Origin of the sequence: Pseudomonas sp. C1C7 (assembly GCF_013359595.1) — a bacterium.
Lineage (GTDB): Bacteria > Pseudomonadota > Gammaproteobacteria > Pseudomonadales > Pseudomonadaceae > Aquipseudomonas.
In genome coordinates this window covers 251,750-274,615 of record NZ_JABFMP010000003.1, presented here as the reverse complement: position 1 = coordinate 274,615, position 22,866 = coordinate 251,750, and the positions used below count along the sequence as shown (strand labels likewise).

The window sequence follows — 22,866 nt, the reverse complement described above, 5'->3', positions numbered from 1 at the left end:
GCTGATGACTACCAAGTCACAGTCGCAGCGCCCTTCTTCACGACGGGTTCATGTTGTCCAGCACCCGATTGATCGCCAGTTCTCCCAGCATGATCACCTGCTGCAAGGCCAGCATCGTGTTGCGATTGCAGCCGTCCAGGGAGCTTGCGAATTCACTCGCCATCACACTGGCCGACGCCAGCGACTCACAGGCATGGGCTAGCAGGGTTTCGTTGTCGACGTCGGGCGCCACCACAAAAATGGTGCCCAGGGAATGAGCCCCGGCCCTGCGCGGTGTCGTCGGTTTCAGGTAGAAATCCAGCGCACGATCGACCGCCGGGTGCAGTTTTCTGGATGGAGTGGAGAGGTACGCAGGTGTGCTGTCGGTTTCTGATCCATCAGGTGAGTCATTGACATCAAGCATGGTGTATCTCCTTGTCATGTTTGGAGCCACCACGCTACGCCCCGCGCTTCCGACGGCCAACCTTAAAAAGGTGTGGGATGCTTCCTCGATTTTCTGCCGGTTTTCTTCATCGATTCACGTGAATTTCCACAGATTAAACATGATTGCTATAGGAACGAGCTTGCTCGCGATGCGCGACAACGATAATGCTGGGTGCCTGATGCCCCGCGGCGTTCTCGGGTCCATCGCGAGCATGCTCGCTCCTACAGGTTTGGTTGAGTTGTCAGTAGAGAACGCCCTGCAACACCTCGTAGACGATCCCGGTGCCGGCCGCGATCAGCACGATATCGGCGCCCGCGCGGCGCCATTCATAGCCGGGGTAGTACGGCAGGCTCCTCAGGGCGCGATTGTCCAGGCGTTCGCCGTAGTAACCGTGGGGCAGCGGTCGGCCGCGGACCACGTAGATACCCGGCGGTGGTGGCGCACCGCGCACGAAGTAGTCGCGGTGATCGTGGATGGTCTGGCGAACCGGGCCGAAGTCCCGTGGCGGTGGGCCGCCGCGATAATGGTCGTGGCCGTCCCGGTGGTCGTCGTAATGCTCGTAATGGCCCTGCGGGCCGCCGTGGTCGTGATCGTCGCGCTGATCGGCGCTGGCGTTCAGCAGCGGAGTCGCACTGAGCATCAGCACGCCCAGGCTGGCCATCAGACGTTTCGGCATTTTCATTCGGAATTTCCTCGCAACACCCACAGCAAAAAGGGCTTCAGAACGCAGTCCTGAAGCCCTCGGTCTTGCTGTTTAGTCTGTGCCGCGAGGCTCTAATTCCTCTGTATCAGGAACTTTACCCTCAGCTGACACGGGCCTTACGTACGCCATCGGCCAGTGCCGAGCACAGGCTCAGAACACCATCGACCGCCTGGTCCGGCGTCTGCGCATTGGCGATCTGATCGATCAGCGCCGAACCCACCACCACACCGTCGGCCAGACGCGCGATGTTCGCTGCCTGCTCAGGAGTACGAATGCCGAAACCGATGCTGATCGGCAGATCGGTATGGCGACGCAGGCGAGCCACCGCCTCTTCGACGTGCTCCAGGGTCGCCGCGCCAGCACCGGTCACACCGGCCACGGACACGTAGTACACAAACCCGGAACTGCCGTTCAGAACGGTTGGCAGACGCGCGTCGTCGGTGGTCGGCGTGGTCAAGCGGATGAAGTCGATGCCGGCAGCCTGGGCCGGATCGCACAGCTCGCCGTTATGCTCGGGCGGCATGTCGACCACGATCAGGCCATCGACGCCGGCTTCCTTCACTTCGGCGATGAAACGTGGCACGCCATACTTGTGGATCGGGTTGAAGTAACCCATCAGCACCAGCGGGGTTTCGTTGTTGTCCTTGCGGAACTCGCGAACCATTTCCAGGGTTTTCGCCAGGTTCTGCTTGGCGCCCAGGGCACGGATGTTGGCCAGCTGGATCGCCGGGCCGTCAGCCATCGGATCGGTGAACGGCATGCCCAGTTCGATCACGTCGGCACCGGCGGCTGGCAGGCCCTTGAGGATGGCCAGGGAGGTGTCGTAGCCCGGGTCGCCAGCGGTGACGAAGGTCACCAGGGCGGCGCGGTTCTGCTCTTTCAGTTCGGCAAAGCGGGTTTGCAGGCGGCTCATTAGTGTTTCTCCTGCTGAGACTGTTCCATATGGTGCATCACGGTCTGCATGTCTTTGTCGCCACGGCCCGACAGGTTGACCACCATCAGGTGATCCTTCGGCAGGTTCGGTGCGCGCTTGAACACTTCGGCCAGGGCGTGGGCGCTTTCCAGCGCCGGAATGATCCCTTCCAGGCGGCAGCACTGGTGGAAGGCAGCCAAGGCTTCGTCGTCGGTCACCGAGGTGTACTGAACGCGGCCTATGTCATGCAACCAGGCGTGTTCCGGGCCGATGCCCGGGTAGTCCAGGCCGGCGGAGATCGAGTGGGCGTCGATGATCTGGCCATCGTCGTCCTGCAGCAGGAAGGTGCGGTTGCCGTGCAGCACGCCCGGTACGCCGCCGTTGAGGCTGGCCGCGTGCTTGCCGGTCTCGATGCCGTAGCCGGCCGCTTCAACGCCGATGATCTCCACGCTCTTGTCGTCGAGGAACGGGTGGAACAGGCCCATGGCGTTGGAGCCGCCGCCGATGCATGCCACCAGGCTATCCGGCAGACGGCCTTCCTGGGCTTGCAGCTGGTCGCGGGTTTCCTTGCCGATGACGGCCTGGAAGTCGCGGACCATCGCCGGATATGGGTGCGGACCGGCCACGGTGCCGATCAGGTAGAAGGTGCTGTCGACGTTGGTCACCCAGTCACGCAGGGCTTCGTTCATCGCATCCTTCAGGGTGCCGGTGCCGGCCACGACCGGGATCACCTCGGCGCCCAGAAGCTTCATGCGGAACACGTTGGCCTGCTGGCGCTCGATGTCGGTGGTGCCCATGTAGATCACGCACTGCAGGCCGAAACGCGCGGCCACGGTGGCGGTCGCCACGCCGTGCATGCCGGCACCGGTCTCGGCGATGATGCGTTTCTTGCCCATGCGCCGCGCCAGCAGGATCTGGCCGATGCAGTTGTTGATCTTGTGCGCGCCGGTGTGGTTGAGCTCTTCACGCTTGAGGTAGATCTTCGCGCCGCCACAGTGCTCGGTCAGGCGCTCGGCGAAATAGAGCGGGCTTGGACGACCGACGTAGTCGCGCTGGAAGTAGGCCAATTCTTCCTTGAAGGCAGGATCTTCCTTGGCCGCTTCGTATTCGCGGGCCAGGTCGAGGATCAACGGCATCAGGGTTTCAGCGACGTAACGGCCGCCGAACGCGCCGAACAGGCCGTTGGCATCAGGGCCGTTGCGCAGATTAGTCTGGGTCATGGGGCGCTCCAGTTGAATGCGTGAGATGACAATGGGGTCCACTCTACCCCTGACACCGCCGACTGAAAACCGATAAGATCGCTGCAACCTGTCAGGAAAACTCACAGATCAAATGAGCCAGGAACTGCCACCGCTCAACGCCCTGCGCGCCTTCGAAGCCACTGCCCGCCTCAACAGCGTCAGTCAGGCCGCCGAACAGCTGCACGTCACCCACGGTGCCGTCAGCCGGCAACTGAAGGTGCTGGAAGAACACCTCGGGGTGAGCCTGTTCACCAAGGAAGGTCGCGGCCTCAAACTCACAGATGCCGGCCTGCGCCTGCGCGACGCCAGCGCCGAAGCCTTCGAGCGCCTGCGCACTGTGTGTGCGGAAATTTCCCGGACCACGGCCGATGCGCCTTTCGTGCTCGGCTGCTCGGGAAGCCTGCTCGCTCGCTGGTTCATTCCGCGCCTGGGGCGGCTGAATGCCGACCTGCCGGATCTGCGCCTGCACCTGTCCGCCGGAGAAGGCGATCTCGACCCCCGCCGTCCGGATCTGGACGCCTTGCTGCTGTTCGCCGAGCCACCGTGGCCGGCGGACATGCAGGTGTTCGAACTGACCAGCGAATGGATCGGCCCGGTGATGAGCCCGCGGTTCGCCGGCTACGACAGGCTCAAGACCGCGCCGCCCACCGCGTTGCTCAACGAGTCATTGCTGCACACCACATCGCGCCCGCAGGCCTGGCCGAGCTGGGCGCAGCAAAGCGATCTCGACGCCAAGGCGTTGAAGTACGGTCAGGGTTTCGAGCACTTGTATTACTTGCTGGAAGCGGCGGTGGCCGGGCTTGGGGTGGCCATCGCTCCGCAGCCGCTGGTGGCCGAGGACTTGAAGGCCGGCCGGCTGGTGGCGCCCTGGGGTTTCAGCGAAACCACGGCTCAGCTGGCGTTGTGGCTGCCCAAGCGCGCCGCGGACGGGCGCGCCCGGCAACTGGCGCAGTGGCTCAAGAACGAGCTGCGCCAGACGGATCAATGACCGCGTCTGCACATCAGGTAAGCGGCCAGCAGGCCCAGCGCACCGACGGCCACACCCGCTGTGGTCCAGGGGTGTTCCTGGGCGTAGTCGCGGGTGGCAATCCCGGTTTCCCGGGTCTTCACTTTGACTTCTTCATAAGCATCGGAGAGCAGATGGCGCGAATGTCTCAGCGCGTTCTCGGCGTTGCCTTTGAGTACCTTGAGGGTTCTGCGCGACTCGTCCGAGGCGTCGTCCTTCAGGCTTTCCAGGGATTTGAGCAGACTCTCGATCTCCGCTTCCATGCTTTGCAATGAGGCTTTGCGTAACGAGCTGTTGGCCATGGTGGCTCTCCTGCATTGATGATGAGTGGCGTGTGTTGGTTGGGACTTCGGGGGCTCGAGAAAGTGCAGTAAATGTGAACTTTGCTGTGGGATCGACCGACAGAAGTAAGTCAGAAAATCACTGCTAGGCTGTATGCACACCCAAGGAGAACGCCATGACTGACCATCACACCTACAAGAAAGTCGAGCTGGTTGGCTCATCCAAAACCAGCATCGAGGACGCGATCAACAACGCACTGGCCGAGGCCAGTAAAAGTCTCAAGTACATGGAATGGTTTGAAGTTGTAGATACCCGCGGGCACATCAAGGACGGCAAGGCGGCGCACTTTCAGGTGACCCTCAAGGTCGGTTTCCGGATCGCCAGCAGCTGACCGGCTTTCGACTTTCGGACTTGCGCGCTGGCCGAGTGCCATAGGGAATGGCAAGACGCTACATGATTGAATCCGGCCAATGGCCGGATGCCCCCTTTTGATCCGACCAGAGATTGCCACTGATGAAGAAGTTTATTTTGGCGGTAGGTTTGTTAAGCCTGGCGGGTACAGCCTTCGCCGACGGCAAGTCCTGCGAAGAGCTCAAAGCCGAAATCGCCGCAAAACTCGATGCCAAGGGCGTTTCCAGTTACTCGCTGGAAATCGTCGACAAAGGTGCGGGTGCCGGCGGAAAGGTCGTTGGGACCTGCGAGAAAGGAACCAAGGAAATCGTCTACAAACGCTAGATCCCCTCTACTGTAGGAGCGAGCTTGCTCGCGATGGAGGCAAAGTCACCGCGGGGTGTCAGTTGCCCAGCGTCATCGTTGACGACCATCGCGAGCAAGCTCGCTCCTACAGGGTTTTAGCGTCAGCCTTTCATGACCTGCGCCAGCAGTTCGTAGGAATGCAGGCGATCGGCGTGTTCATACAGGTCACAGGTGAAGATCAGCTCATCGGCCTGGGTCTGTTCGATCAACACTTCCAGCCGGGCGCGGATTTTCTGCGGGCTGCCGATCATCGCCAGCCCCAGGAAATCACTCACCGCCTCGCGCTCGTGCGGCAGCCACAGGCCGTCCATGGTTTTCACCGGCGGACGCTGTACCAGGCTCTGGCCGCGCATCAGGGCGAGAATGCGCTGGAACACCGAAGTCGCCAGATAATCAGCCTGCTCATCGGTATCGGCCGCCACCAGCGGCACCCCGAGCATCACGTAAGGCTTGTCCAGCACCGCCGAAGGCTTGAAGTGATTGCGGTAGACGCGGATCGCCTCATGCATGTAACGCGGTGCGAAATGTGAGGCGAAGGCGTAGGGCAAACCGCGCTCGCCCGCCAGCTGGGCGCTGAACAGGCTGGAGCCGAGCAGCCAGATCGGCACGTTGGTGTTGGTGCCCGGCATCGCGATGACGCGCTGCTCCGGCGAACGCGGGCCGAGGTAGCGAACCAGCTCCGCCACATCTTCCGGGAAATCGTCAGCGCTGCCCGAGCGCTCGCGGCGCAGTGCCCGCGCCGTCAACTGATCGGAACCCGGCGCACGACCCAGACCGAGGTCGATACGCCCCGGATACAGGCTTTCCAGCGTGCCGAACTGTTCGGCGATCACCAGCGGCGCGTGGTTGGGCAGCATCACCCCGCCCGATCCCACGCGAATGGTCGAGGTGCCGCCAGCCACGTATCCCAGTACCACCGAAGTCGCGGAACTGGCGATGCCATCCATGTTGTGGTGTTCGGCGACCCAGAACCGGTTGTAGCCGAACTTCTCGACATGCTGCGCCAGATCCAGCGAATTGCGCAGCGACTGCGCCACGCTACCGTTTTCCCGCACGGGCACCAGATCGAGGGTCGAGAACTTGATGTCGGACAGTCGTTTCATAAACCTGCATCTCCAATTGAGGGCGCAGGTTTTTTCTTGCGAACGAAAACCTGCCGAATCCAAAAGCGTGTTTCATGCAATGTGGGCATATACCCGAGTTTCAATAGCAAAGGGAAAATTTCCTACCAAAGCAGTAGGTCAATCGGATCAAGTGAACTTTGCGGTGCGGTCTATCCTCAGAATCCTTGCAAGCGAAACCACACAGGCGCGCCCCTTCGCGTCGGACTTTGAGGAGACAGGCAATGGCGATCATCAAGAAGGCATCGGCGCATTGGTCCGGTGATCTGAAAACCGGTATCGGCTCGATTTCCACCGAGACCGGCGTGCTCAGGGAAGCGCCTTACGGCTTCAAGGCACGATTCGAAGGCGGCAAGGGTACCAATCCGGAAGAACTGATCGGCGCGGCCCACGCCGGATGCTTCTCCATGGCCTTTTCCATGATGCTGGGCGAGGCGGGCCTGAAGGCCGAGAGCATCGACACCCAGGCCGAAGTCACCCTGGATCAGGGAGACGGCGGTTTTTCGATCACGGCAGTGAAGCTGATCATGAAAGCGAAAATCCCGGGGGCGAGCCCGGCGCAATTCGATGAGTTGAGCAAGAAGGCCAAGGAAGGTTGCCCGGTGTCCAAGGTGCTGAATGCGAAGATCAGCCTTGAGGCGACGTTGGTGCAGTAAATGGAAAAAGATCGCAGTCTTGAGCTGTTCCTGCAGGGCTGCGATCTTTTTTGCGTTGGGGCAAAACAGGGCTGGCTAAACTGTGGTCGAATAAATGACAGCCGCCAAATCGCATGAACCGGCGTGCTGCCTCAACAGGAGCTGCAACCATGAAACGCTTTGCCTTGACGGTTATCTGCTGCGCACTGGCTACCCAGGCCTTGGCGGCGCCGAAACCCTGTGAAGAACTCAAGGCCGAAATCGAAGCCAAGATCCAGGCCCGCGGGGTGACGTCCTACACCCTGGAAATCGTCCCCAACAGTGAAGTGCACGACCAGAACATGGTCGTGGGCTCGTGCGAGGGCGGTACCAAGAAAATCATCTACCAGAAAAACGACCGCTGACCGCTTCAGGGCACGCAGTTGACCTGACGGTCCTCGGCGACGATTTCACGCTTGGCGTTATACAACCGGGCTTCCGGGGTGAACGCCATGGAGCGGGCTTGCAGCAGATAGCGCTGGCCGGCTTCGAAATGGTCGTACTTGATGATCATGTAGCACAGCCGTTCCGTTGAGCCGCCGAACAGTTCGGAGCCGCCGCTGGGGACTTCGAAATCGAAGCGCACAGTCAATTCGTGGCTCCCCGGGGTCACTTCGAAATATCGCCCGTCTTTCATTCGCTGATTGTCCAGGCGCTCGGCCATCAGCAACTTATCGTTGGGAAACGGCGTGGAAAAGTCGACCCACGCCTTTTGCGGATTGGCCGCCGGCATCGGCGCCGCACAGCCGGCAACCGCGACTGCAGTGAGCAACAGCATTAACCTGCGCATGATGAAAGTCCTGAACACTGTGTATTCAGAATAGCGCCGATCAGGTGCGTTGGCAGCCTGCCGGTGTGCCCTGGCCAATCACCTTTCGCTGCTCATCGTAGAGTTTGACCCAGGGCCGAAAGCCGATATTTCCGGCCTGCAACTGATAACGCTCCCCCGCGCCGAATTCACTGAATTTCACGTTGATCTGACAATCGCGCCACAGCGGCTTGGCATCCGGGCCGATGTTGGTGGGTTGCACAGCAAACTGATAGCGAACCTTGAGCTCATGGCTGCCCGGCTGCACCTGGAAATAGCGTTTATCGGTGGCCGCCTTGTTATCGACCCCCAGCGCCAGCAGCGCCGTATCTTCCTGATGGGATTCCAGATCAATCCATGCCTGCGTCGGATCATGATGAGGCAAGCCGAATCCGGCACAACCGGCCAGCGTCAGCAGGCCTCCCGTCAGCATCAATTTGCGCATAGCAAAGCTCCAGTGAGGCGGGATAGTCTTGGGAGCAGACTTTCCAGGAATTTTTTATTTTGATGAGGCCGTGTCGAAGCCTTGGGTTACTTGATCGCGTTTTCCGCGTTTTGTTTCCGGGTGCGCTGCTTTTGTTACTCAACGGTTGTTCCACCGTCAGCTATTACAGCCAGTTGGCCAGTGGTCAGCTGCAATTGTTGCGGGCCAGGGAGCCGGTTTCCGAGGTGATCGCCGACGACCATCGGGACGAAAAACTGCGCGCGCACCTGGCCCAATCCCAAAAAGCCAGGACCTTCGCCAGTCAGCAGCTGCATCTGCCGGACAACCAGAGCTACCGCCTGTACGCCGACATTGGCCGGCCCTATGTGGTCTGGAACGTGTTCGTGACCCCGGAATTTTCCCTGAAGCCGCAGAACCATTGTTTTCCCATCGCCGGCTGCGTGGCCTATCGCGGCTACTACAGCCAGAGCGCGGCCCGTGGGGAAGCGGCGCTGCAACGCTTGCAGGGCATGGACGTGACGATCGGCGGCGTCGAGGCCTATTCGACGCTGGGCTGGTTCAACGACCCGATCATGAGTTCGATGATGAACTGGGGCGACGAGCGCCTGGCGACGCTGATCTTCCACGAACTGGCGCATCAGCGGGTGTATGTGAAGGACGACACCGAGTTCAACGAATCCTTTGCCACCTTCGTCGAGCAGGAAGGCACCCGCCAATGGCGCGCCCATCGCGGTCTGCCGCCGGACAACGGCGACCAGCTCAAGCGCCGGGATCAGTTCACCCGGTTGATCCTCGATACCCGAACCCGGCTGGAACAGCTGTACGCCCTGCCTTTGCCACCCGAACAGATGCGTCAGCGCAAGGCAGCGCAGTTCGAGCGCTTGCGTGGTGAGTATCGGCAATTGCGAGACAGCCAATGGGCCGGCGACAAACGTTACGACGCCTGGATCAATGCGCCGATGAACAATGCGCGGTTGCTGCCCTTCGGGCTGTATGACCAGTGGGTGCCGGCGTTTGCGGGGTTGTTCAGGCAGGTTGGGGGGGATTGGGTGGCGTTTTATGCCGAAGCGCAGAAGCTTGGGGCCATGCCGATTGACGAGCGCAAGGTGGCGTTGAAGACGTTGGCGGGTGCGGAAATAGCTGGTTCGCGGGCAAGCCTTGCTCCTGCAGAGACGACACCTTAACCCTGTAGGAGCGAGGCTTGCCCGCGAAGACGATCTCAAACTCACAACCAAACTGCGTCCCACAGCGGATAATTCCCGACCTTATCAACCAATCCCGCCCGCAAAGGATTGGCAACGATGTATCGCGCAACCGCCGGCAAATCTTCCTCCTTGCGAATGGCCCGATCATGAAACCCAGGCTGCCAGACCGCCCCTTGCCGACCTGTCGAGCGATTGAGCATCACTGCAGCGCGAGACTTGGTCCGAGCCATCAACTTTGAAAGCCGAGTGTTCTGCAGCTCTATCAGCCAATGGAAATGATCGGGCATCACCACAAAGGCCAATGATGTTGCAGCTCCTTCCTGCTCGGCTGCTCTGAACGCATCGACGACCAGGCGTCCATTCCTGAACTCGCGAAACAAGGGTTCTCGATTCAAAGATACGGCTGTCAGTAGATAAATCTGCCCTGACTCCGAATACCTTCCATGGCGCAATCGATGTGCGTGGCGCAGTTTTGGCATCAGTGATCCTCCTTGATCGTGGCCTGAGTCGTCAGGCTAGTTCGCCGAAGGAGGATTTGAGTGGTGTCAGTTGGTCCGGATGTGTCCGTTTCGCGGGCAAGCCTCGCTCCTACAGAGCGAAGGCGATTTTATTAACGCCGCAAAAACGCCTGATGCATCTCATCCAGCGTTTCGAAATGATAGGCCGGCGCTTCGGCGCTGAGTTCTTCGTGGCTGCCGAAGCCGTAGCCCACCGCCGCCGCGTCCAGCCCGTTGCTGCGGGCGCCGATCAGGTCGTGTTTGCGGTCGCCGATCATCAGGGTGTTGGTCGGGTCGAGTTTTTCTTCGGCCATCAAGTGGGCGATCAGCTCGACCTTGTTGGTGCGGGTGCCGTCCAGTTCGCTGCCGTAGATCACCTTGAAGTGCCGGGCGAAGTCGAAGTGCCGGGCGATTTCCCGGGCGAAGACCCAGGGCTTGGAGGTGGCGATGTACAGCTGCCGGCCTTGCCCGCCCAGGGTTTCCAGCAACGGCATGACGCCGTCGAATACCCGGTTTTCGTACAGGCCGGTGACCTTGAAGCGCTCCCGGTAGAAATTCACCGCTTCCCAGGCCTTGGCCTCGTCGAAGTCGTAGAACTGCATGAAGGCCTGCAGCAACGGCGGGCCGATGAAATGCTCAAGCCTGGTCAGATCGGGCTCATCGATGCCAAGCTTCGCCAGGGCGAATTGAATCGAACGGGTGATGCCTTCGCGCGGGTCGGTCAGGGTGCCGTCGAGGTCGAACAGAATGGTCTGGTAATGCATGTCGAATCCTGAATAAGCGCGTCGAGGTCAGGCCTGGTCGTAACCTTCGGCCAGATGCAGATCCTTGAGCTTCACGTAGTTCGCGGCGCTGTAGGTGAAAAAGGCCCGCTCCTTGTCCGTCAGCGGCCGGATCTGCTTCACCGGACTGCCCACGTAAAGAAAACCGCTTTCCAGTTGCTTGCCCGGCGGCACCAGGCTGCCGGCGCCGACGATCACGTCATCGGCCACCACCGCGCCGTCCATGATGATGCTGCCCATGCCGATCAGCACCCGACGGCCGACGGTGCAGCCGTGCAGCATGACCTTGTGGGCGATGGTCACGTCATCGCCGATCAGCAGCGGGAAACCATCGGGGTTGAACGGCCCGGCGTGGGTGATGTGCAGCACGCAGCCGTCCTGCACGCTGGTGCGCGCACCGATGCGGATGCGGTGCATGTCGCCGCGGATCACGGTCAATGGCCAGACCGAGCTGTCTTCGCCGATTTCGACATCGCCGATCACCACCGCCGAACGGTCGACAAAGGCGCCTTTGCCGAGCAACGGCGTGTGATTCTGATACTTGCGAAGGTTCACGATAGGGTTTCTCTCTGTCGCTGATAGCTGCGGTGAACGTCGATTGTAATTAAGATGGCTGCATGTTTCTTCCAGCCAAGGTGTCAACCGTGAGCGTGAACAACCCTCTCTTGCAGTCCTACGACCTGCCGCCGTTCTCCGCGATCCGTGCCGAACATGTGCAACCGGCCATTGAACAGATCCTGGCTGACAACCGCGCCGCCATTATCGAGATCCTCAAGACCCAGGGCAAACAGCCGACCTGGGCCGGCCTGGTGCTGGCGATGGACGAGCTCAACGATCGCCTCGGCGCCGCGTGGAGCCCGGTCAGCCACTTGAATGCCGTGTGCAACAGCGCCGAACTGCGCGAAGCCTACGAGTCCTGCCTGCCTGCCTTGAGCGCCTACTCCACCGAAATGGGCCAGAATCGCGAGTTGTTCCAGGCCTATGAAGCCCTGGCCAACAGCCCGGAGGCCGCCGGCTTCGACGTGGCGCAGAAAACTATCCTGGAACACGCCCTGCGTGATTTCCGCCTGTCGGGTATCGACCTGCCGGAAGCCGAACAGAAGCGCTACGCCGAAGTGCAGAGCAAGCTGTCGGAGCTGGGCAGCCGTTTCTCCAACCAGCTGCTGGACGCGACCCAGGCCTGGACCAAACACATCACCGACGAAGCCGCCCTCGCCGGCCTGACCGAATCGGCCAAGGCGCAAATGGCCGCCGCGGCCCAGGCCAAGGAGCTGGACGGCTGGCTGATCACCCTGGAATTCCCGAGCTACTACGCTGTGATGACCTACGCCCAGGACCGTGCCCTGCGCGAAGAAGTCTACGCCGCCTACTGCACCCGTGCGTCGGACCAGGGCCCGAATGCCGGCCAGAACGACAACGGCCCGGTCATGCAGGAGATCCTCGACCTGCGTCAGGAACTGGCCAAGCTGTTGGGCTTCGCCAGCTTCTCCGAGCTGAGCCTGGCGACCAAGATGGCCGAATCCAGCGATCAGGTGCTGAGCTTCCTGCGCGATCTGGCCAAGCGCAGCAAGCCGTTCGCCGCCCAGGACCTTGAGCAACTGAAGGCTTACGCCGCCGAACAGGGCTGCCCGGACCTGCAAAGCTGGGACAGCGGTTTCTACGGCGAAAAACTCCGCGAGCAGCGCTACAGCGTTGCCCAGGAAGCCCTGCGCGCCTACTTCCCGATCGACAAGGTGCTGGGCGGCCTGTTCGCCATCGTGCAACGCCTGTACGGCATCGAGATCACCGAGCAGAAAGGCTTCGACACCTGGCACCCGGATGTCCGCCTGTTCGAAATCAAGGAAAACGGCCAGCACGTCGGCCGCTTCTTCTTCGACCTCTACGCGCGCGCCAACAAGCGCGGCGGTGCCTGGATGGACGGCGCACGCGACCGTCGTCGCACTGCCGCGGGCGCACTGCAAAGCCCGGTGGCCAACCTGGTGTGCAACTTCGCCCCGGCCGACAGCGGCAAGCCTGCCCTGCTGACCCACGATGAAGTGACCACCCTGTTCCACGAATTCGGCCACGGCCTGCACCACCTGCTGACCCGCGTCGAGCATGCCGGCGTTTCCGGCATCAACGGCGTGGCCTGGGATGCGGTCGAGCTGCCAAGCCAGTTCATGGAGAACTGGTGCTGGGAGCCTGAGGGCCTGGCGCTGATTTCCGGTCATTACGAAACCGGCGAGCCACTGCCTCAGGACCTGCTGCAAAAAATGCTCGCGGCGAAAAACTTCCAGTCCGGCCTGATGATGGTGCGCCAGCTGGAGTTCTCGCTGTTCGACTTCGAACTGCACGCCACCCACGGCGACGGCCGCAGCGTGCTACAGGTGCTCGAAGGCGTACGCGACGAGGTGTCGGTGATGCGTCCGCCGGCCTACAACCGTTTCCCCAACAGCTTCGCGCACATTTTCGCCGGCGGTTACGCGGCCGGTTACTACAGCTACAAATGGGCGGAAGTGCTGTCGGCCGATGCGTTCTCGAAGTTCGAGGAAGAAGGTGTGCTCAACGCCGACACCGGTCGCGCGTTCCGCGAAGCGATCCTGGCGCGCGGCGGCTCTCAGGAGCCGATGGTGCTGTTCGTCGACTTCCGTGGTCGCGAGCCGTCGATTGACGCACTCTTGCGCCACAGCGGCCTGAGTGAAGGCGCCGCAGCATGAGTGAGGCAACTGTGATTACCAAACGACGCTTTATCGCCGGCGCGGTGTGCCCGGCCTGCAGCGAACCGGACAAACTGGTGATGTGGAGCGAGGACAACGTGCCCCATCGCGAATGCGTGGCCTGCGGTTACTCCGACACGCTCAATGAGCAGGGTCTGTCGGTGCCCAAGGAATTGGGCACGCGGGTCAATACTCCGGTGGTGAAACCTGCGGACACCAAGGTCCAGGCGGTGCAGTTCTTCCCCAATCCGAAGCTGAAAAAGAAGCCTGACGAACAGCAGTAAGTCGTCAGGACAACCTTCCACTGCGCAATGCAGTGGAAGGTTTTTTACTGGACGTGAGCCGACTGAAACCAGCTCTTCATCGAACACGCCGCGAACGCGCTGGTGCTGCAATCGCCATTGACCATCGCCGTGCGCAGCTTTTCCACATCGGCCTGCATCATGTAGCGAACACCATCCTTGAAGTGGTTGTTGTCGCCAAAACCGCCGCGGGTCATCTCGCTCAACGCCTCTTCCTTGCTCCAGCCCTGCACCACCACCCGATACATCGCCGCCATCAGGCCGGTCCGGTCGGAGCCGTGCTTGCAGTGCATCAGCACCGGGCCTCTGGTTTCAGCCTCTTGAATGGCTCGCAGCGCCTTGAGCACATCAGCGTCATCCACATGATTGGTGCGATAAGACAGCTGTACCTGGGCGATATCCGGCGCGTTCAACCAGCGCGAATCCGACTCGGGCAGAAAATTGATCACGGTGGCGACCTTGAGCTTGTGCAGCAGCGGCACCGCCCCGCTGTCGGGCAACGCGCTGCGGTAGAGCGTCGGCGACATCTGGAACAGGTTGTATTGCACTTCGATCGGCTGGGCCCATTCCGCGGGACGGATCACCGTGGCGTCGTCGGCATGGGCCAGCGACAGATTGAAAAACGCGAACAGTGACAGCAGTAACGCCGCAGATGAAAGACGCGGTAAGCGCATGCTTGGACGACCCTGGTAAACGTGGATGAGTGGCGCAAGTTTTCCGGTTTGCTGGTTAAGGGCCTGTCACATGATTGTCAAAGAATCGTGAACTGCAGACTTTCAGGTCTTTCTTGTTTGAAAAACATAACGATCAAATACAGGAACGACACGAACTGTTCGTGCCGTTCCTGTATGGCGGATTACCCGGTTTCATTCACTTGAATGCGCCCGCAAGTTTGAATGAATCAGGGATTGATGATCTTCGAATAAGCCTTGGCCAACCCCACCAATACCGCCTTGTCCTGCAAGTCGATATCGCCGTCGGCATCCATATCGGCATGGGCATTGATGGTGAAGGTGACGCCGCCATCATGGGACACGGCCTCGCGCAGGGTCGAGTCGAGCAAGGAAAAGGTGACATCGCGATTGACCGGATCGTAGCCTTCTTCCTTCAGGGCAAACTGCATGGAAACCCTGACTTCTTTTGGACTAACGATTGAGGGGCGAAGTAACTGCAGAAAAACACCGCGTTGATTGTAAAACGACATTATTTAAATCCTTTTAATAATGAATACACGACCGATTCGTGTGCCAAAGATAGTACTGCTGAAACAACGGAACACTACGGGCGATATGTTTCCCGCCATGACATGCACATCTTGCAAATACTCGGGCGCCGAACGGCACTGGCCTGTGCGCCGAACCTCGGATACTGTATGTGCATACAGTTAAAGGATCACTCCGATGGCTACCCCACTGCCTCCTCGCGGCCGCGGCACCGCGACCAACCCGCACAACCGCTTCGCGCCCAGTCGCTCTGTGGCCGAGGACGACGGCTGGTATCAGGAAGTGCCGATGACCCAGGGCACCGAAGTGCAGATCGAGACGGCGAAGAGCATCATCACCCGCAACAACTCGCCGGACCTGCCCTTCGATCGTTCGATCAACCCGTACCGTGGCTGCGAGCACGGTTGCATTTACTGTTACGCGCGCCCCAGCCACGCCTATTGGGACATGTCGCCCGGGCTGGACTTCGAAACCCGGCTGATTGCCAAAACCAACGCGGTGGACGTGCTCGAACAGCAGCTGTCCAAGCGTGGCTATCAGTGCGCGCCGATCAACCTGGGCTCCAATACCGATCCCTACCAGCCGATCGAACGCGAATACAAACTCACCCGGCAAACCCTCGAAGTGCTGCTGCGCTACCGGCATCCGGTGACCATCGTCACCAAGGGCTCGCTGATCCTGCGCGATCTGGACCTGCTCACCGAGCTGGCCCAACAGCGACTGGTGGCGGTGATGATCAGCCTGACCAGCCTGGACGACGAGCTCAAACGCATCCTCGAACCCCGGGCCGCGGCGCCCAAGGCCCGGTTGCGGGCGATCCGGGTGATGCGTGACGCGGGGATTCCGGTGGGGGTCCTGTGCTCGCCGATGATTCCGATGATCAACGACAGCGAGCTCGAAAGCCTGCTCACCGAAGCCCACGCCGCCGGAGCGCAAAGCGCCGCCTACATGATGTTGCGCCTGCCCCTGGAAGTGGCGCCGCTGTTCGAGGAATGGCTGGCGGCCCACTATCCGCAGCGGGCCGCGCACGTGCTGAGCCTGATTCGCCAGAGTCGCGGCGGTGAGCTGTACGACAGCCGCTTCGGTGCGCGGATGCGTGGCGAAGGGCCTTTCGCCGACCTGCTGGCGCAGCGTTTTGCCAAAGCCATCAAGCGACTTGGGCTCAATCGACGGGAAGGTTTCAACCTGGACTGCAATGCCTTCTGTCCGCCGGGTCGCCAAATGTCATTGATTTGAGGACAATTGGCCTATGGTTGATTACTGGAAACAGGCACCACCGGTAGGCTGGTCACGTTTTTTGTGACCTGGAACACACGTTCTAGAGCCTTTGATTCAGTTTGAGTTAAGATTCGGCCGCTACCTTGTTCATCGAGTGACTGACGGGTCGAGCTGCATGACCTGGATGTTTTTTTACCAGCCACTGGCTTCACGCCGGACATACGGGACAACTCCCTGAGCCCGCCAAAGAGGATGAATCATGAGTGACAAGGATAAACAGCCGTTGGCTGCGTCGGCTTCCCCCCAGCCCGAGGTGGAAACCGCCGATGCGGCGTTGAAGCATATCGTTGACGGCTTTTTGCATTTTCATCATGAGGTCTTCCCACAGCAGGAAGAGCTCTTCAAGAAACTGGCCACGGCTCAATCCCCCCGGGCCATGTTCATCACCTGCGCAGACTCGCGCATTGTCCCCGAACTCATCACCCACAGCTCGCCCGGCGATCTGTTCGTCACCCGTAACGTGGGCAACGTGGTCCCGCCTTACGGGCAAATGAACGGTGGTGTTTCCACGGCCATCGAGTACGCGGTACTGGCGCTGGGTGTGCAGCACATCATCATTTGCGGCCACTCCGATTGCGGCGCGATGCGGGCAGTACTCAACCCTCATACCCTGGAGAAGATGCCCACGGTCAAAGCCTGGCTGCAGCATGCCGAAGTGGCGAAAACCATGGTGCACGACAACTGCAACTGTGCGAACGAAACCGAGACCATGCATGTCCTCACCGAGGAAAATGTCATCGCTCAATTGCAGCACCTGCGCACCCACCCTTCGGTCGCCTCGCGTATCGCCAACGGCCATCTGTACATCCATGGCTGGGTCTACGACATCGAAACCAGCAAGATCAAAGCCTACGACGCCGATCAGGGTCGTTTCCTGCCGCTTGATGGCAGCCTGCCGATCCCCATGGCGACGCCCAAAGCGCGCTTCTAAATCCTCCTAAAAATCCGTGTGGTTTGACGCCGGCCGCTGTTTCAGCGGCCCGGCCTTGCCACGCCTGAAGAAAACTTCGGGAGAATCACCATGCGTGCTGCTCAACTCAGAGCTGTATTGCCACGGGAGCTGCTGGCTTCGGTGGTTGTGTTTCTGGTCGCCCTGCCCTTGTGCATGGGCATCGCCATCGCCTCGGGCTTGCCGCCTGCCAAAGGCTTGATCACCGGCATCATCGGTGGCCTGATCGTGGGCTGGCTGGCGGGTTCGCCGTTGCAGGTCAGCGGCCCTGCCGCGGGCCTGGCGGTGCTGGTGTTCGAACTGGTGCGCCAGCATGGCGTGGCCATGCTCGGGCCGATCCTGCTGCTGGCGGGGTTTCTGCAACTGCTGGCCGGGCGCTTCAAGCTCGGCTGCTGGTTCCGGGTCACGGCGCCGGCGGTGGTGTACGGCATGCTCGCCGGGATCGGCGTGCTGATCGTGCTCTCACAGGTACATGTGATGCTCGATGCCGCACCGAAACCCTCTGGCCTGGATAACCTCACGGCGTTTCCCGGTGCCGTAGCCCAGGCATTGCCGTCGTTTGGCTGGCAGGCCGGACTGCTGGGGCTGTCGACCATCGCGGTGATGTGGCTGTGGGAAAAGCTTCGTCCGCATTCGTTGCGCTTCATTCCCGGTGCTCTGCTCGGGGTGGGTCTGGCGACGATCGCCAGTCTGGTGCTGGCATTGCCGGTGAAACGGGTCGAAGTACCGGCCAATCTGGCGGAGGCCATCGACTGGCTCAAACCCGATGACCTGCTCAACCTGGCCGACCCTACGCTGCTGATCGCCGCGTTCGCCGTGGCCTTCATCGCCAGCGCCGAAACCCTGCTCTCCGCCGCCGCCGTGGATCGCATGCACAGCGGCCAGCGCGCGGATTTCGACCGCGAACTGTCGGCGCAAGGCGTGGGCAACATGCTCTGCGGACTGCTCGGCGCCCTGCCGATGACCGGGGTGATCGTGCGCAGTTCGGCCAACGTCCAGGCCGGCGCCACCACGCGCTACTCGACGATTTTCCACGGCCTGTGGCTGCTGGCGTTCGTGTTGTTGCTGTCGAGCGTGCTGCAAAGCATTCCGGTGGCGAGCCTGGCGGGTGTATTGGTCTACACCGGGTTCAAACTGGTGGATCTCAAGGCTTTTCGCGGCCTGGGTCGTTACGGCCGGATGCCGATGTTCACCTACGCCGCCACGGCCCTGGCGATCATCTTCACCGACCTGCTGACCGGGGTACTGATCGGTTTCGGCCTGACCCTGGTGAAGCTGGCGCTGAAGGCTTCGCGGTTGAAGATCAGCCTGATCGATCTGCCCCAGGAAGGTGAAATGGAACTGCGTCTGGCGGGTGCGGCGACGTTCTTGAAGGTGCCGGCACTGACCCAGGTATTGGGGAGCATTCCGCCGGGTGTGACGGTGCATGTGCCACTCAATAACCTGAGCTACATCGATCATTCATGCCTGGAATTGCTGGAGGAATGGGGCCGGGCGAATGCGGCCAAGGGTTCGAAGTTGTTGATCGAATCGCGGGGGTTGAAGCGCAGGCTGGAAGGGCGGGTGCGGACGAATACCGGCCTGGGTGTGACTGGCTGAACACAACCTCTGTGGGAGCGGGCTTGCTCGCTCCCACATTGGAATGTGTGTGCATCAGAGACCAGGGATGTCAGGCCTCAAGTTCCAGGCCCACGCCCAGGCGGCGGGACATGCACGGCCAGCGTTTCCACGCAGCGCCAGTGTCCGGGCTGCTGAGTTTGTCGCGGTAGGCTTCCACCGACTCCAGCGCAAAGCTGTCGTCGTTGAGCATCTCGTCCACGGCGTGATGCACCGCCTCGTCCAGTTGGTTGGCAAATTCCTCACCGATCAATTGGTGAGCAATCAGATTGGCGACCGTCATGTCCAAGGGGATCAGTGGCTGGCCGAAATGTTTGATGTACAGATCGTTGACCTCTTCGACGAAGCGGTGCGCGAGATAAGCTTCATCCAGCAGGCTGTCGAGGCCCACATGGCCGGCCATGATGGCGGGCGGCTGGAGGAAATACTGCTCGGCGATTTTCAGTACCGGTTTGATCTGCGACTCGATTCCCGCTTCCCTTGCGACTTCATTGGCTGCTTCCAGCAGATCAGGCACTTCGTCGATGTAGGCGGCGACAAAACGCGTCAGCACGCCGTTGGCATCGGTTTCCGGCAATTGGATCGCCGGGTGGAGATGAGGCAGTTTGCTTTCCAGTTGACGGGTCAGCAGGCCGGTTTCGGCTTCGTGTTGTTGGGCTTTTCGGATCTGCTCGCGCAATGCGGCGGTGTTCATGAAAACTCCAGGGAACAAGGCAATGAAATAGGGAAGACATAACTTAGCTGGCTTACGAAAAATGCTAAGACGCATTTGTCATAATTGTTTCATCCTTGAGACGCCCCCGTTATATCCGAGTGCCACCACTCGTCTGCATCCTTCTCCATTCTTGACCTGCAAAGCAAGTTAATGCTGTTTCACTCGATTTACGCCTTCACATTGCGAGGTGAAAGTCGCTGTCTATACTCGCTCATGAATGGAGTTAGCTGATGAAGCCCGACTGCACACGCAGCAAGGCCCGGCAATTCAAGTTCGTAGTCTGATGCAGCCGCTCCCTTGCCGCAGGTGAAAGCCGGCGGGATAAAAAGAACGATAAGGGGAACCCGCAATGATGCGACATCCACATGTCTGGATGGGCCTCCTGTTGTGGTCATTTTTCAGTCCGGCGCAAGCGGCCTGGACTGTGAATATGGCGCCTGGAGCGACTGAAATCAGTCACGCTGTATTTGACCTGCACATGACCATTTTCTGGATCTGTGTAGTGATCGGCATCATCGTCTTCGGTGCCATGTTCTGGTCGATGATTCTGCATCGCCGCTCGACCGGGCAGGTCGCCGCAAAATTTCACGAAAGCACCACCGTCGAAATCCTCTGGACCATCGTGCCGTTCCTGATTCTGGTGGCCATGGCGATTCCGGCGACAGCCACCCTGATCAAGATGTACGACGCCAGTGAGCCGGATATCGATATCCAGGTCACGGGCTATCAGTGGAAGTGGCACTACAAATACCTGGGCCAGGACGTCGAGTTCTTCAGCAACCTGGCCACTCCCGCCGACCAGATCCACAACAAGGAGACCAAGGGCGAGCACTACTTGCTCGAGGTCGACAAGCCGCTGGTGCTGCCTGTTGGCGCCAAGGTGCGCTTCCTTGTGACCTCCGCCGACGTGATCCACTCCTGGTGGGTGCCGGCCTTCGCGGTCAAGCGCGATGCGATCCCGGGGTTCGTCAACGAAGCCTGGACCCGCATTGAGAAACCCGGTCTGTACCGCGGCCAGTGCGCCGAGCTGTGCGGCAAGGACCACGGGTTCATGCCGATCGTGGTCGACGTCAAGGAAAAGGCCGACTACGAGAAATGGCTGGCCGATCGCAAGGCCGAAGCGGCGCAGCTTAAAGAGCTGACCAGCAAGGAATGGACGCTGGACGAGCTCAAGGAGCGCGGCGACAAGATCTATCACACCACCTGCGTGGCCTGTCACCAGGCTGAGGGCCAGGGTCTGCCGCCGATGTTCCCGGCACTCAAGGGCTCGAAAATCGCCACCGGACCGAAAGACGCGCACCTGAGCATTGTCTTCCATGGCAAGCCCGGCACCGCCATGGCGGCGTTCGGCAAGCAGCTCTCGGAAGTCGATATCGCGGCCGTCGTGACCTACGAACGTAACGCCTGGGGCAACAACAAGGGCGACATGGTCACGCCGAAAGAAGTGCTGGAGCTCAAACAGGCGGAAAGCAAATGACCCGGCCTATCGCGCATACAAGCAACCGGCCGGGGCACGACGCCTCGGCCCACCCAGCCCATCTGTTGACAGGAGACAAGCCATGAGCGCCGTCATCGATGACCATGGTCATGCCGACCACGCCCACGGCCCCGCCAAAGGCCTGATGCGCTGGGTGCTGACCACCAACCACAAGGACATCGGCACCCTGTACCTGTGGTTCGCGTTTTCCATGTTCCTGCTGGGCGGCTCCTTCGCGATGGTGATTCGCGCCGAGCTGTTCCAGCCCGGGCTGCAGATCGTCCAGCCGGAGTTCTTCAACCAGATGACCACCATGCACGGTCTGGTGATGGTCTTCGGTGCGGTGATGCCGGCCTTCGTCGGACTGGCCAACTGGATGGTGCCGCTGATGATCGGCGCGCCGGACATGGCCCTGCCGCGGATGAACAACTTCAGCTTCTGGCTGCTGCCGGCGGCGTTCCTGCTGCTGGTGTCGACCCTGTTCATGCCCGGAGGCGGGCCGAACTTCGGCTGGACCTTCTACGCACCGCTGTCGACGACCTATGCGCCGGAAAGCGTGACCTTCTTCATTTTCGCCATCCACTTGATGGGGATCAGTTCGATCATGGGTGCGATCAACGTGATCGCCACCATCCTCAACCTGCGCGCCCCCGGCATGACGTTGATGAAAATGCCGCTGTTCGTCTGGACCTGGCTGATCACCGCATTCCTGCTGATCGCGGTGATGCCGGTGCTGGCCGGTTGCGTGACGATGATGCTGATGGACATCCACTTCGGCACCAGCTTCTTCAGTGCTGCCGGTGGCGGTGACCCTGTGCTGTTCCAGCACGTGTTCTGGTTCTTCGGTCACCCCGAGGTGTACATCATGATCCTGCCGGCGTTCGGCGCCGTCAGCTCGATCATCCCGACCTTCTCGCGCAAGCCGCTGTTCGGCTACACCTCGATGGTCTACGCCACGGCGAGCATCGCGTTCCTGTCGTTCATCGTCTGGGCGCACCACATGTTCGTGGTGGGCATTCCGCTGGTGGGCGAGCTGTTCTTCATGTACGCAACCTTGCTGATCGCGGTGCCGACCGGGGTGAAGGTGTTCAACTGGGCGAGCACCATGTGGCAGGGCTCGCTGACCTTCGAGACGCCGATGCTGTTCGCGGTGGCGTTCGTGATCCTGTTCTCCATCGGCGGCTTCTCCGGGCTGATGCTGGCCATCGCTCCGGCGGATTTCCAGTACCAGGACACCTACTTCGTGGTCGCGCACTTCCACTATGTGCTGGTGCCCGGGGCGATCTTCGGGATCTTCGCCTCGGCGTACTACTGGATGCCGAAGTGGACCGGCCACATGTACGACGAAACCCTCGGCAAGCTGCATTTCTGGCTGTCGTTCATCGGCATGAACATGGCCTTCTTCCCGATGCACTTCGTGGGCCTGGCGGGAATGCCGCGGCGGATTCCGGACTACAACCTGCAATTCGCCGACTTCAACATGGTGTCGTCGATCGGCGCGTTCATGTTCGGTACCACGCAGATCTTCTTCCTGTTCATCGTCATCAAGACCATCCGCGGCGGCCCGCCAGCACCGGCCAAACCGTGGGATGGGGCTGAAGGCCTTGAGTGGAGCATTCCGTCACCGGCGCCGTACCACACCTTCACCACACCGCCGGAAGTGAAATGAAAATTGCCTGCCTTGCACTAACCTCTGTGGGAGCTGGCTTGCGTGCGATAGAGCCGACGCGGTGTGTCAGATACGCCGCCATC

Annotated in this window: 27 protein-coding genes; 13 read left to right on the top strand and 14 right to left on the bottom strand. The window is 60.6% G+C overall.

From position 1 onward, the window contains the following. Window positions 1-37: 37 nt before the first annotated feature. The 4 genes from HNO86_RS04325 to trpB form a co-directional block, all read right to left on the bottom strand. Window positions 38-403: a DUF6124 family protein gene (locus HNO86_RS04325; RefSeq protein WP_175375792.1), complete on the bottom strand. Its 366-nt coding sequence runs from the start codon at window positions 401-403 to the stop codon at window positions 38-40. Window positions 404-665: 262 nt separating this feature from the next. Then, window positions 666-1,106, bottom strand: coding sequence for an anti-virulence regulator CigR family protein (locus HNO86_RS04320; protein ID WP_175375791.1), 441 nt, complete (start codon window positions 1,104-1,106; stop codon window positions 666-668). Window positions 1,107-1,227: 121 nt separating this feature from the next. Beyond that, on the bottom strand, window positions 1,228-2,040 hold the full coding sequence (trpA, locus tag HNO86_RS04315) for a tryptophan synthase subunit alpha (protein ID WP_175375790.1): 813 nt from the start codon (window positions 2,038-2,040) through the stop codon (window positions 1,228-1,230). Then, window positions 2,040-3,260: a tryptophan synthase subunit beta gene (gene trpB / locus HNO86_RS04310; protein WP_175375789.1), complete on the bottom strand. Its 1,221-nt coding sequence runs from the start codon at window positions 3,258-3,260 to the stop codon at window positions 2,040-2,042. Before trpB ends, trpA begins: the two co-directional genes overlap by 1 nt. Before the next feature lie 112 nt (window positions 3,261-3,372). Between trpB and HNO86_RS04305 the strand changes: the two genes are divergently transcribed. After that, window positions 3,373-4,269, top strand: a complete 897-nt coding sequence (locus HNO86_RS04305; RefSeq protein WP_175375788.1) for a LysR family transcriptional regulator — start codon at window positions 3,373-3,375, stop codon at window positions 4,267-4,269. Here HNO86_RS04305 and HNO86_RS04300 read toward each other — a convergent pair. Next, entirely contained in the window at window positions 4,263-4,589 is a 327-nt protein-coding gene (locus HNO86_RS04300) for a YqjD family protein (RefSeq protein WP_175375787.1), read from the bottom strand. The genes HNO86_RS04305 and HNO86_RS04300 overlap by 7 nt on opposite strands. A 155-nt stretch (window positions 4,590-4,744) precedes the next feature. On the opposite strand from HNO86_RS04300, the gene HNO86_RS04295 reads away from it, so the two are divergent. Further along, window positions 4,745-4,960: a dodecin gene (locus tag HNO86_RS04295; RefSeq protein WP_175375786.1), complete on the top strand. Its 216-nt coding sequence runs from the start codon at window positions 4,745-4,747 to the stop codon at window positions 4,958-4,960. 122 nt (window positions 4,961-5,082) lie between these two features. Next, complete coding sequence (locus tag HNO86_RS04290) at window positions 5,083-5,304, top strand: DUF1161 domain-containing protein (RefSeq protein ID WP_175375785.1); 222 nt, start codon at window positions 5,083-5,085, stop codon at window positions 5,302-5,304. A 122-nt stretch (window positions 5,305-5,426) separates the two neighbouring features. Here the strand turns inward: HNO86_RS04290 and HNO86_RS04285 are convergent, their stop codons facing one another. Beyond that, complete coding sequence (locus HNO86_RS04285) at window positions 5,427-6,428, bottom strand: LLM class flavin-dependent oxidoreductase (RefSeq protein ID WP_175375784.1); 1,002 nt, start codon at window positions 6,426-6,428, stop codon at window positions 5,427-5,429. Between the two features lie 242 nt (window positions 6,429-6,670). Here HNO86_RS04285 and HNO86_RS04280 point away from each other — a divergent pair, with 242 nt between their 5' ends. After that, window positions 6,671-7,102: an OsmC family protein gene (locus tag HNO86_RS04280; protein ID WP_175375783.1), complete on the top strand. Its 432-nt coding sequence runs from the start codon at window positions 6,671-6,673 to the stop codon at window positions 7,100-7,102. A 149-nt stretch (window positions 7,103-7,251) separates the two neighbouring features. Next, complete coding sequence (locus tag HNO86_RS04275; RefSeq protein ID WP_175375782.1) at window positions 7,252-7,485, top strand: DUF1161 domain-containing protein; 234 nt, start codon at window positions 7,252-7,254, stop codon at window positions 7,483-7,485. A 5-nt stretch (window positions 7,486-7,490) separates the two neighbouring features. Here the strand turns inward: HNO86_RS04275 and HNO86_RS04270 are convergent, their stop codons facing one another. Both HNO86_RS04270 and HNO86_RS04265 read right to left on the bottom strand, forming a co-directional pair. Then, window positions 7,491-7,910, bottom strand: a complete 420-nt coding sequence (locus HNO86_RS04270; RefSeq protein WP_175375781.1) for a hypothetical protein — start codon at window positions 7,908-7,910, stop codon at window positions 7,491-7,493. Window positions 7,911-7,950: 40 nt separating this feature from the next. After that, window positions 7,951-8,373, bottom strand: a complete 423-nt coding sequence (locus tag HNO86_RS04265) for a hypothetical protein (protein ID WP_175375780.1) — start codon at window positions 8,371-8,373, stop codon at window positions 7,951-7,953. Between the two features lie 59 nt (window positions 8,374-8,432). On the opposite strand from HNO86_RS04265, the gene HNO86_RS04260 reads away from it, so the two are divergent. Continuing rightward, window positions 8,433-9,557: an aminopeptidase gene (locus tag HNO86_RS04260; protein WP_175375779.1), complete on the top strand. Its 1,125-nt coding sequence runs from the start codon at window positions 8,433-8,435 to the stop codon at window positions 9,555-9,557. Window positions 9,558-9,598: 41 nt separating this feature from the next. Here HNO86_RS04260 and HNO86_RS04255 read toward each other — a convergent pair whose 3' ends face one another. From HNO86_RS04255 to HNO86_RS04245, 3 genes are all read right to left on the bottom strand, one after another. Next, window positions 9,599-10,057, bottom strand: a complete 459-nt coding sequence (locus HNO86_RS04255; protein WP_175375778.1) for a transposase — start codon at window positions 10,055-10,057, stop codon at window positions 9,599-9,601. Window positions 10,058-10,188: 131 nt separating this feature from the next. Continuing rightward, window positions 10,189-10,839, bottom strand: coding sequence for an HAD family hydrolase (locus HNO86_RS04250; protein WP_175375777.1), 651 nt, complete (start codon window positions 10,837-10,839; stop codon window positions 10,189-10,191). Between the two features lie 27 nt (window positions 10,840-10,866). After that, the gene (locus HNO86_RS04245; RefSeq protein WP_175375776.1) at window positions 10,867-11,412 is read right to left on the bottom strand and encodes a gamma carbonic anhydrase family protein; all 546 of its coding nucleotides are present in this window, start codon (window positions 11,410-11,412) and stop codon (window positions 10,867-10,869) included. Window positions 11,413-11,474: 62 nt separating this feature from the next. On the opposite strand from HNO86_RS04245, the gene prlC reads away from it, so the two are divergent. Further along, window positions 11,475-13,553 carry an oligopeptidase A gene (gene prlC, locus HNO86_RS04240; protein WP_175375775.1) on the top strand — a complete coding sequence of 693 codons (2,079 nt, stop codon included), beginning with the start codon at window positions 11,475-11,477 and terminating at the stop codon, window positions 13,551-13,553. Next, on the top strand, window positions 13,550-13,837 hold the full coding sequence (locus tag HNO86_RS04235) for a YheV family putative zinc ribbon protein (protein ID WP_175375774.1): 288 nt from the start codon (window positions 13,550-13,552) through the stop codon (window positions 13,835-13,837). Before prlC ends, HNO86_RS04235 begins: the two co-directional genes overlap by 4 nt. Before the next feature lie 44 nt (window positions 13,838-13,881). On the opposite strand, the gene HNO86_RS04230 is transcribed toward HNO86_RS04235, so the two are convergent. Both HNO86_RS04230 and HNO86_RS04225 read right to left on the bottom strand, forming a co-directional pair. Beyond that, window positions 13,882-14,529 (bottom strand): dual specificity protein phosphatase family protein, encoded by a 648-nt coding sequence (locus HNO86_RS04230; protein WP_175375773.1) that lies wholly within the window; start codon window positions 14,527-14,529, stop codon window positions 13,882-13,884. Between the two features lie 227 nt (window positions 14,530-14,756). Next, entirely contained in the window at window positions 14,757-15,059 is a 303-nt protein-coding gene (locus tag HNO86_RS04225; protein ID WP_175375772.1) for a hypothetical protein, read from the bottom strand. Window positions 15,060-15,255: 196 nt separating this feature from the next. Between HNO86_RS04225 and HNO86_RS04220 the strand changes: the two genes are divergently transcribed. From HNO86_RS04220 to HNO86_RS04210, 3 genes are all read left to right on the top strand, one after another. Then, window positions 15,256-16,314: a PA0069 family radical SAM protein gene (locus HNO86_RS04220; protein WP_175375771.1), complete on the top strand. Its 1,059-nt coding sequence runs from the start codon at window positions 15,256-15,258 to the stop codon at window positions 16,312-16,314. A gap of 241 nt (window positions 16,315-16,555) precedes the next feature. After that, window positions 16,556-17,287 carry a carbonic anhydrase gene (locus tag HNO86_RS04215; protein WP_175375770.1) on the top strand — a complete coding sequence of 244 codons (732 nt, stop codon included), beginning with the start codon at window positions 16,556-16,558 and terminating at the stop codon, window positions 17,285-17,287. 90 nt (window positions 17,288-17,377) lie between these two features. Further along, window positions 17,378-18,904, top strand: a complete 1,527-nt coding sequence (locus HNO86_RS04210) for a SulP family inorganic anion transporter (protein WP_175375769.1) — start codon at window positions 17,378-17,380, stop codon at window positions 18,902-18,904. A 70-nt stretch (window positions 18,905-18,974) separates the two neighbouring features. On the opposite strand, the gene HNO86_RS04205 is transcribed toward HNO86_RS04210, so the two are convergent. Beyond that, entirely contained in the window at window positions 18,975-19,616 is a 642-nt protein-coding gene (locus tag HNO86_RS04205; protein ID WP_175375768.1) for a hypothetical protein, read from the bottom strand. 370 nt (window positions 19,617-19,986) lie between these two features. On the opposite strand from HNO86_RS04205, the gene coxB reads away from it, so the two are divergent. Beyond that, window positions 19,987-21,114 carry a cytochrome c oxidase subunit II gene (gene coxB, locus HNO86_RS04200; RefSeq protein ID WP_175375767.1) on the top strand — a complete coding sequence of 376 codons (1,128 nt, stop codon included), beginning with the start codon at window positions 19,987-19,989 and terminating at the stop codon, window positions 21,112-21,114. Window positions 21,115-21,196: 82 nt separating this feature from the next. Further along, entirely contained in the window at window positions 21,197-22,783 is a 1,587-nt protein-coding gene (ctaD, locus tag HNO86_RS04195; RefSeq protein ID WP_175375766.1) for a cytochrome c oxidase subunit I, read from the top strand. Window positions 22,784-22,866: the final 83 nt, after the last annotated feature.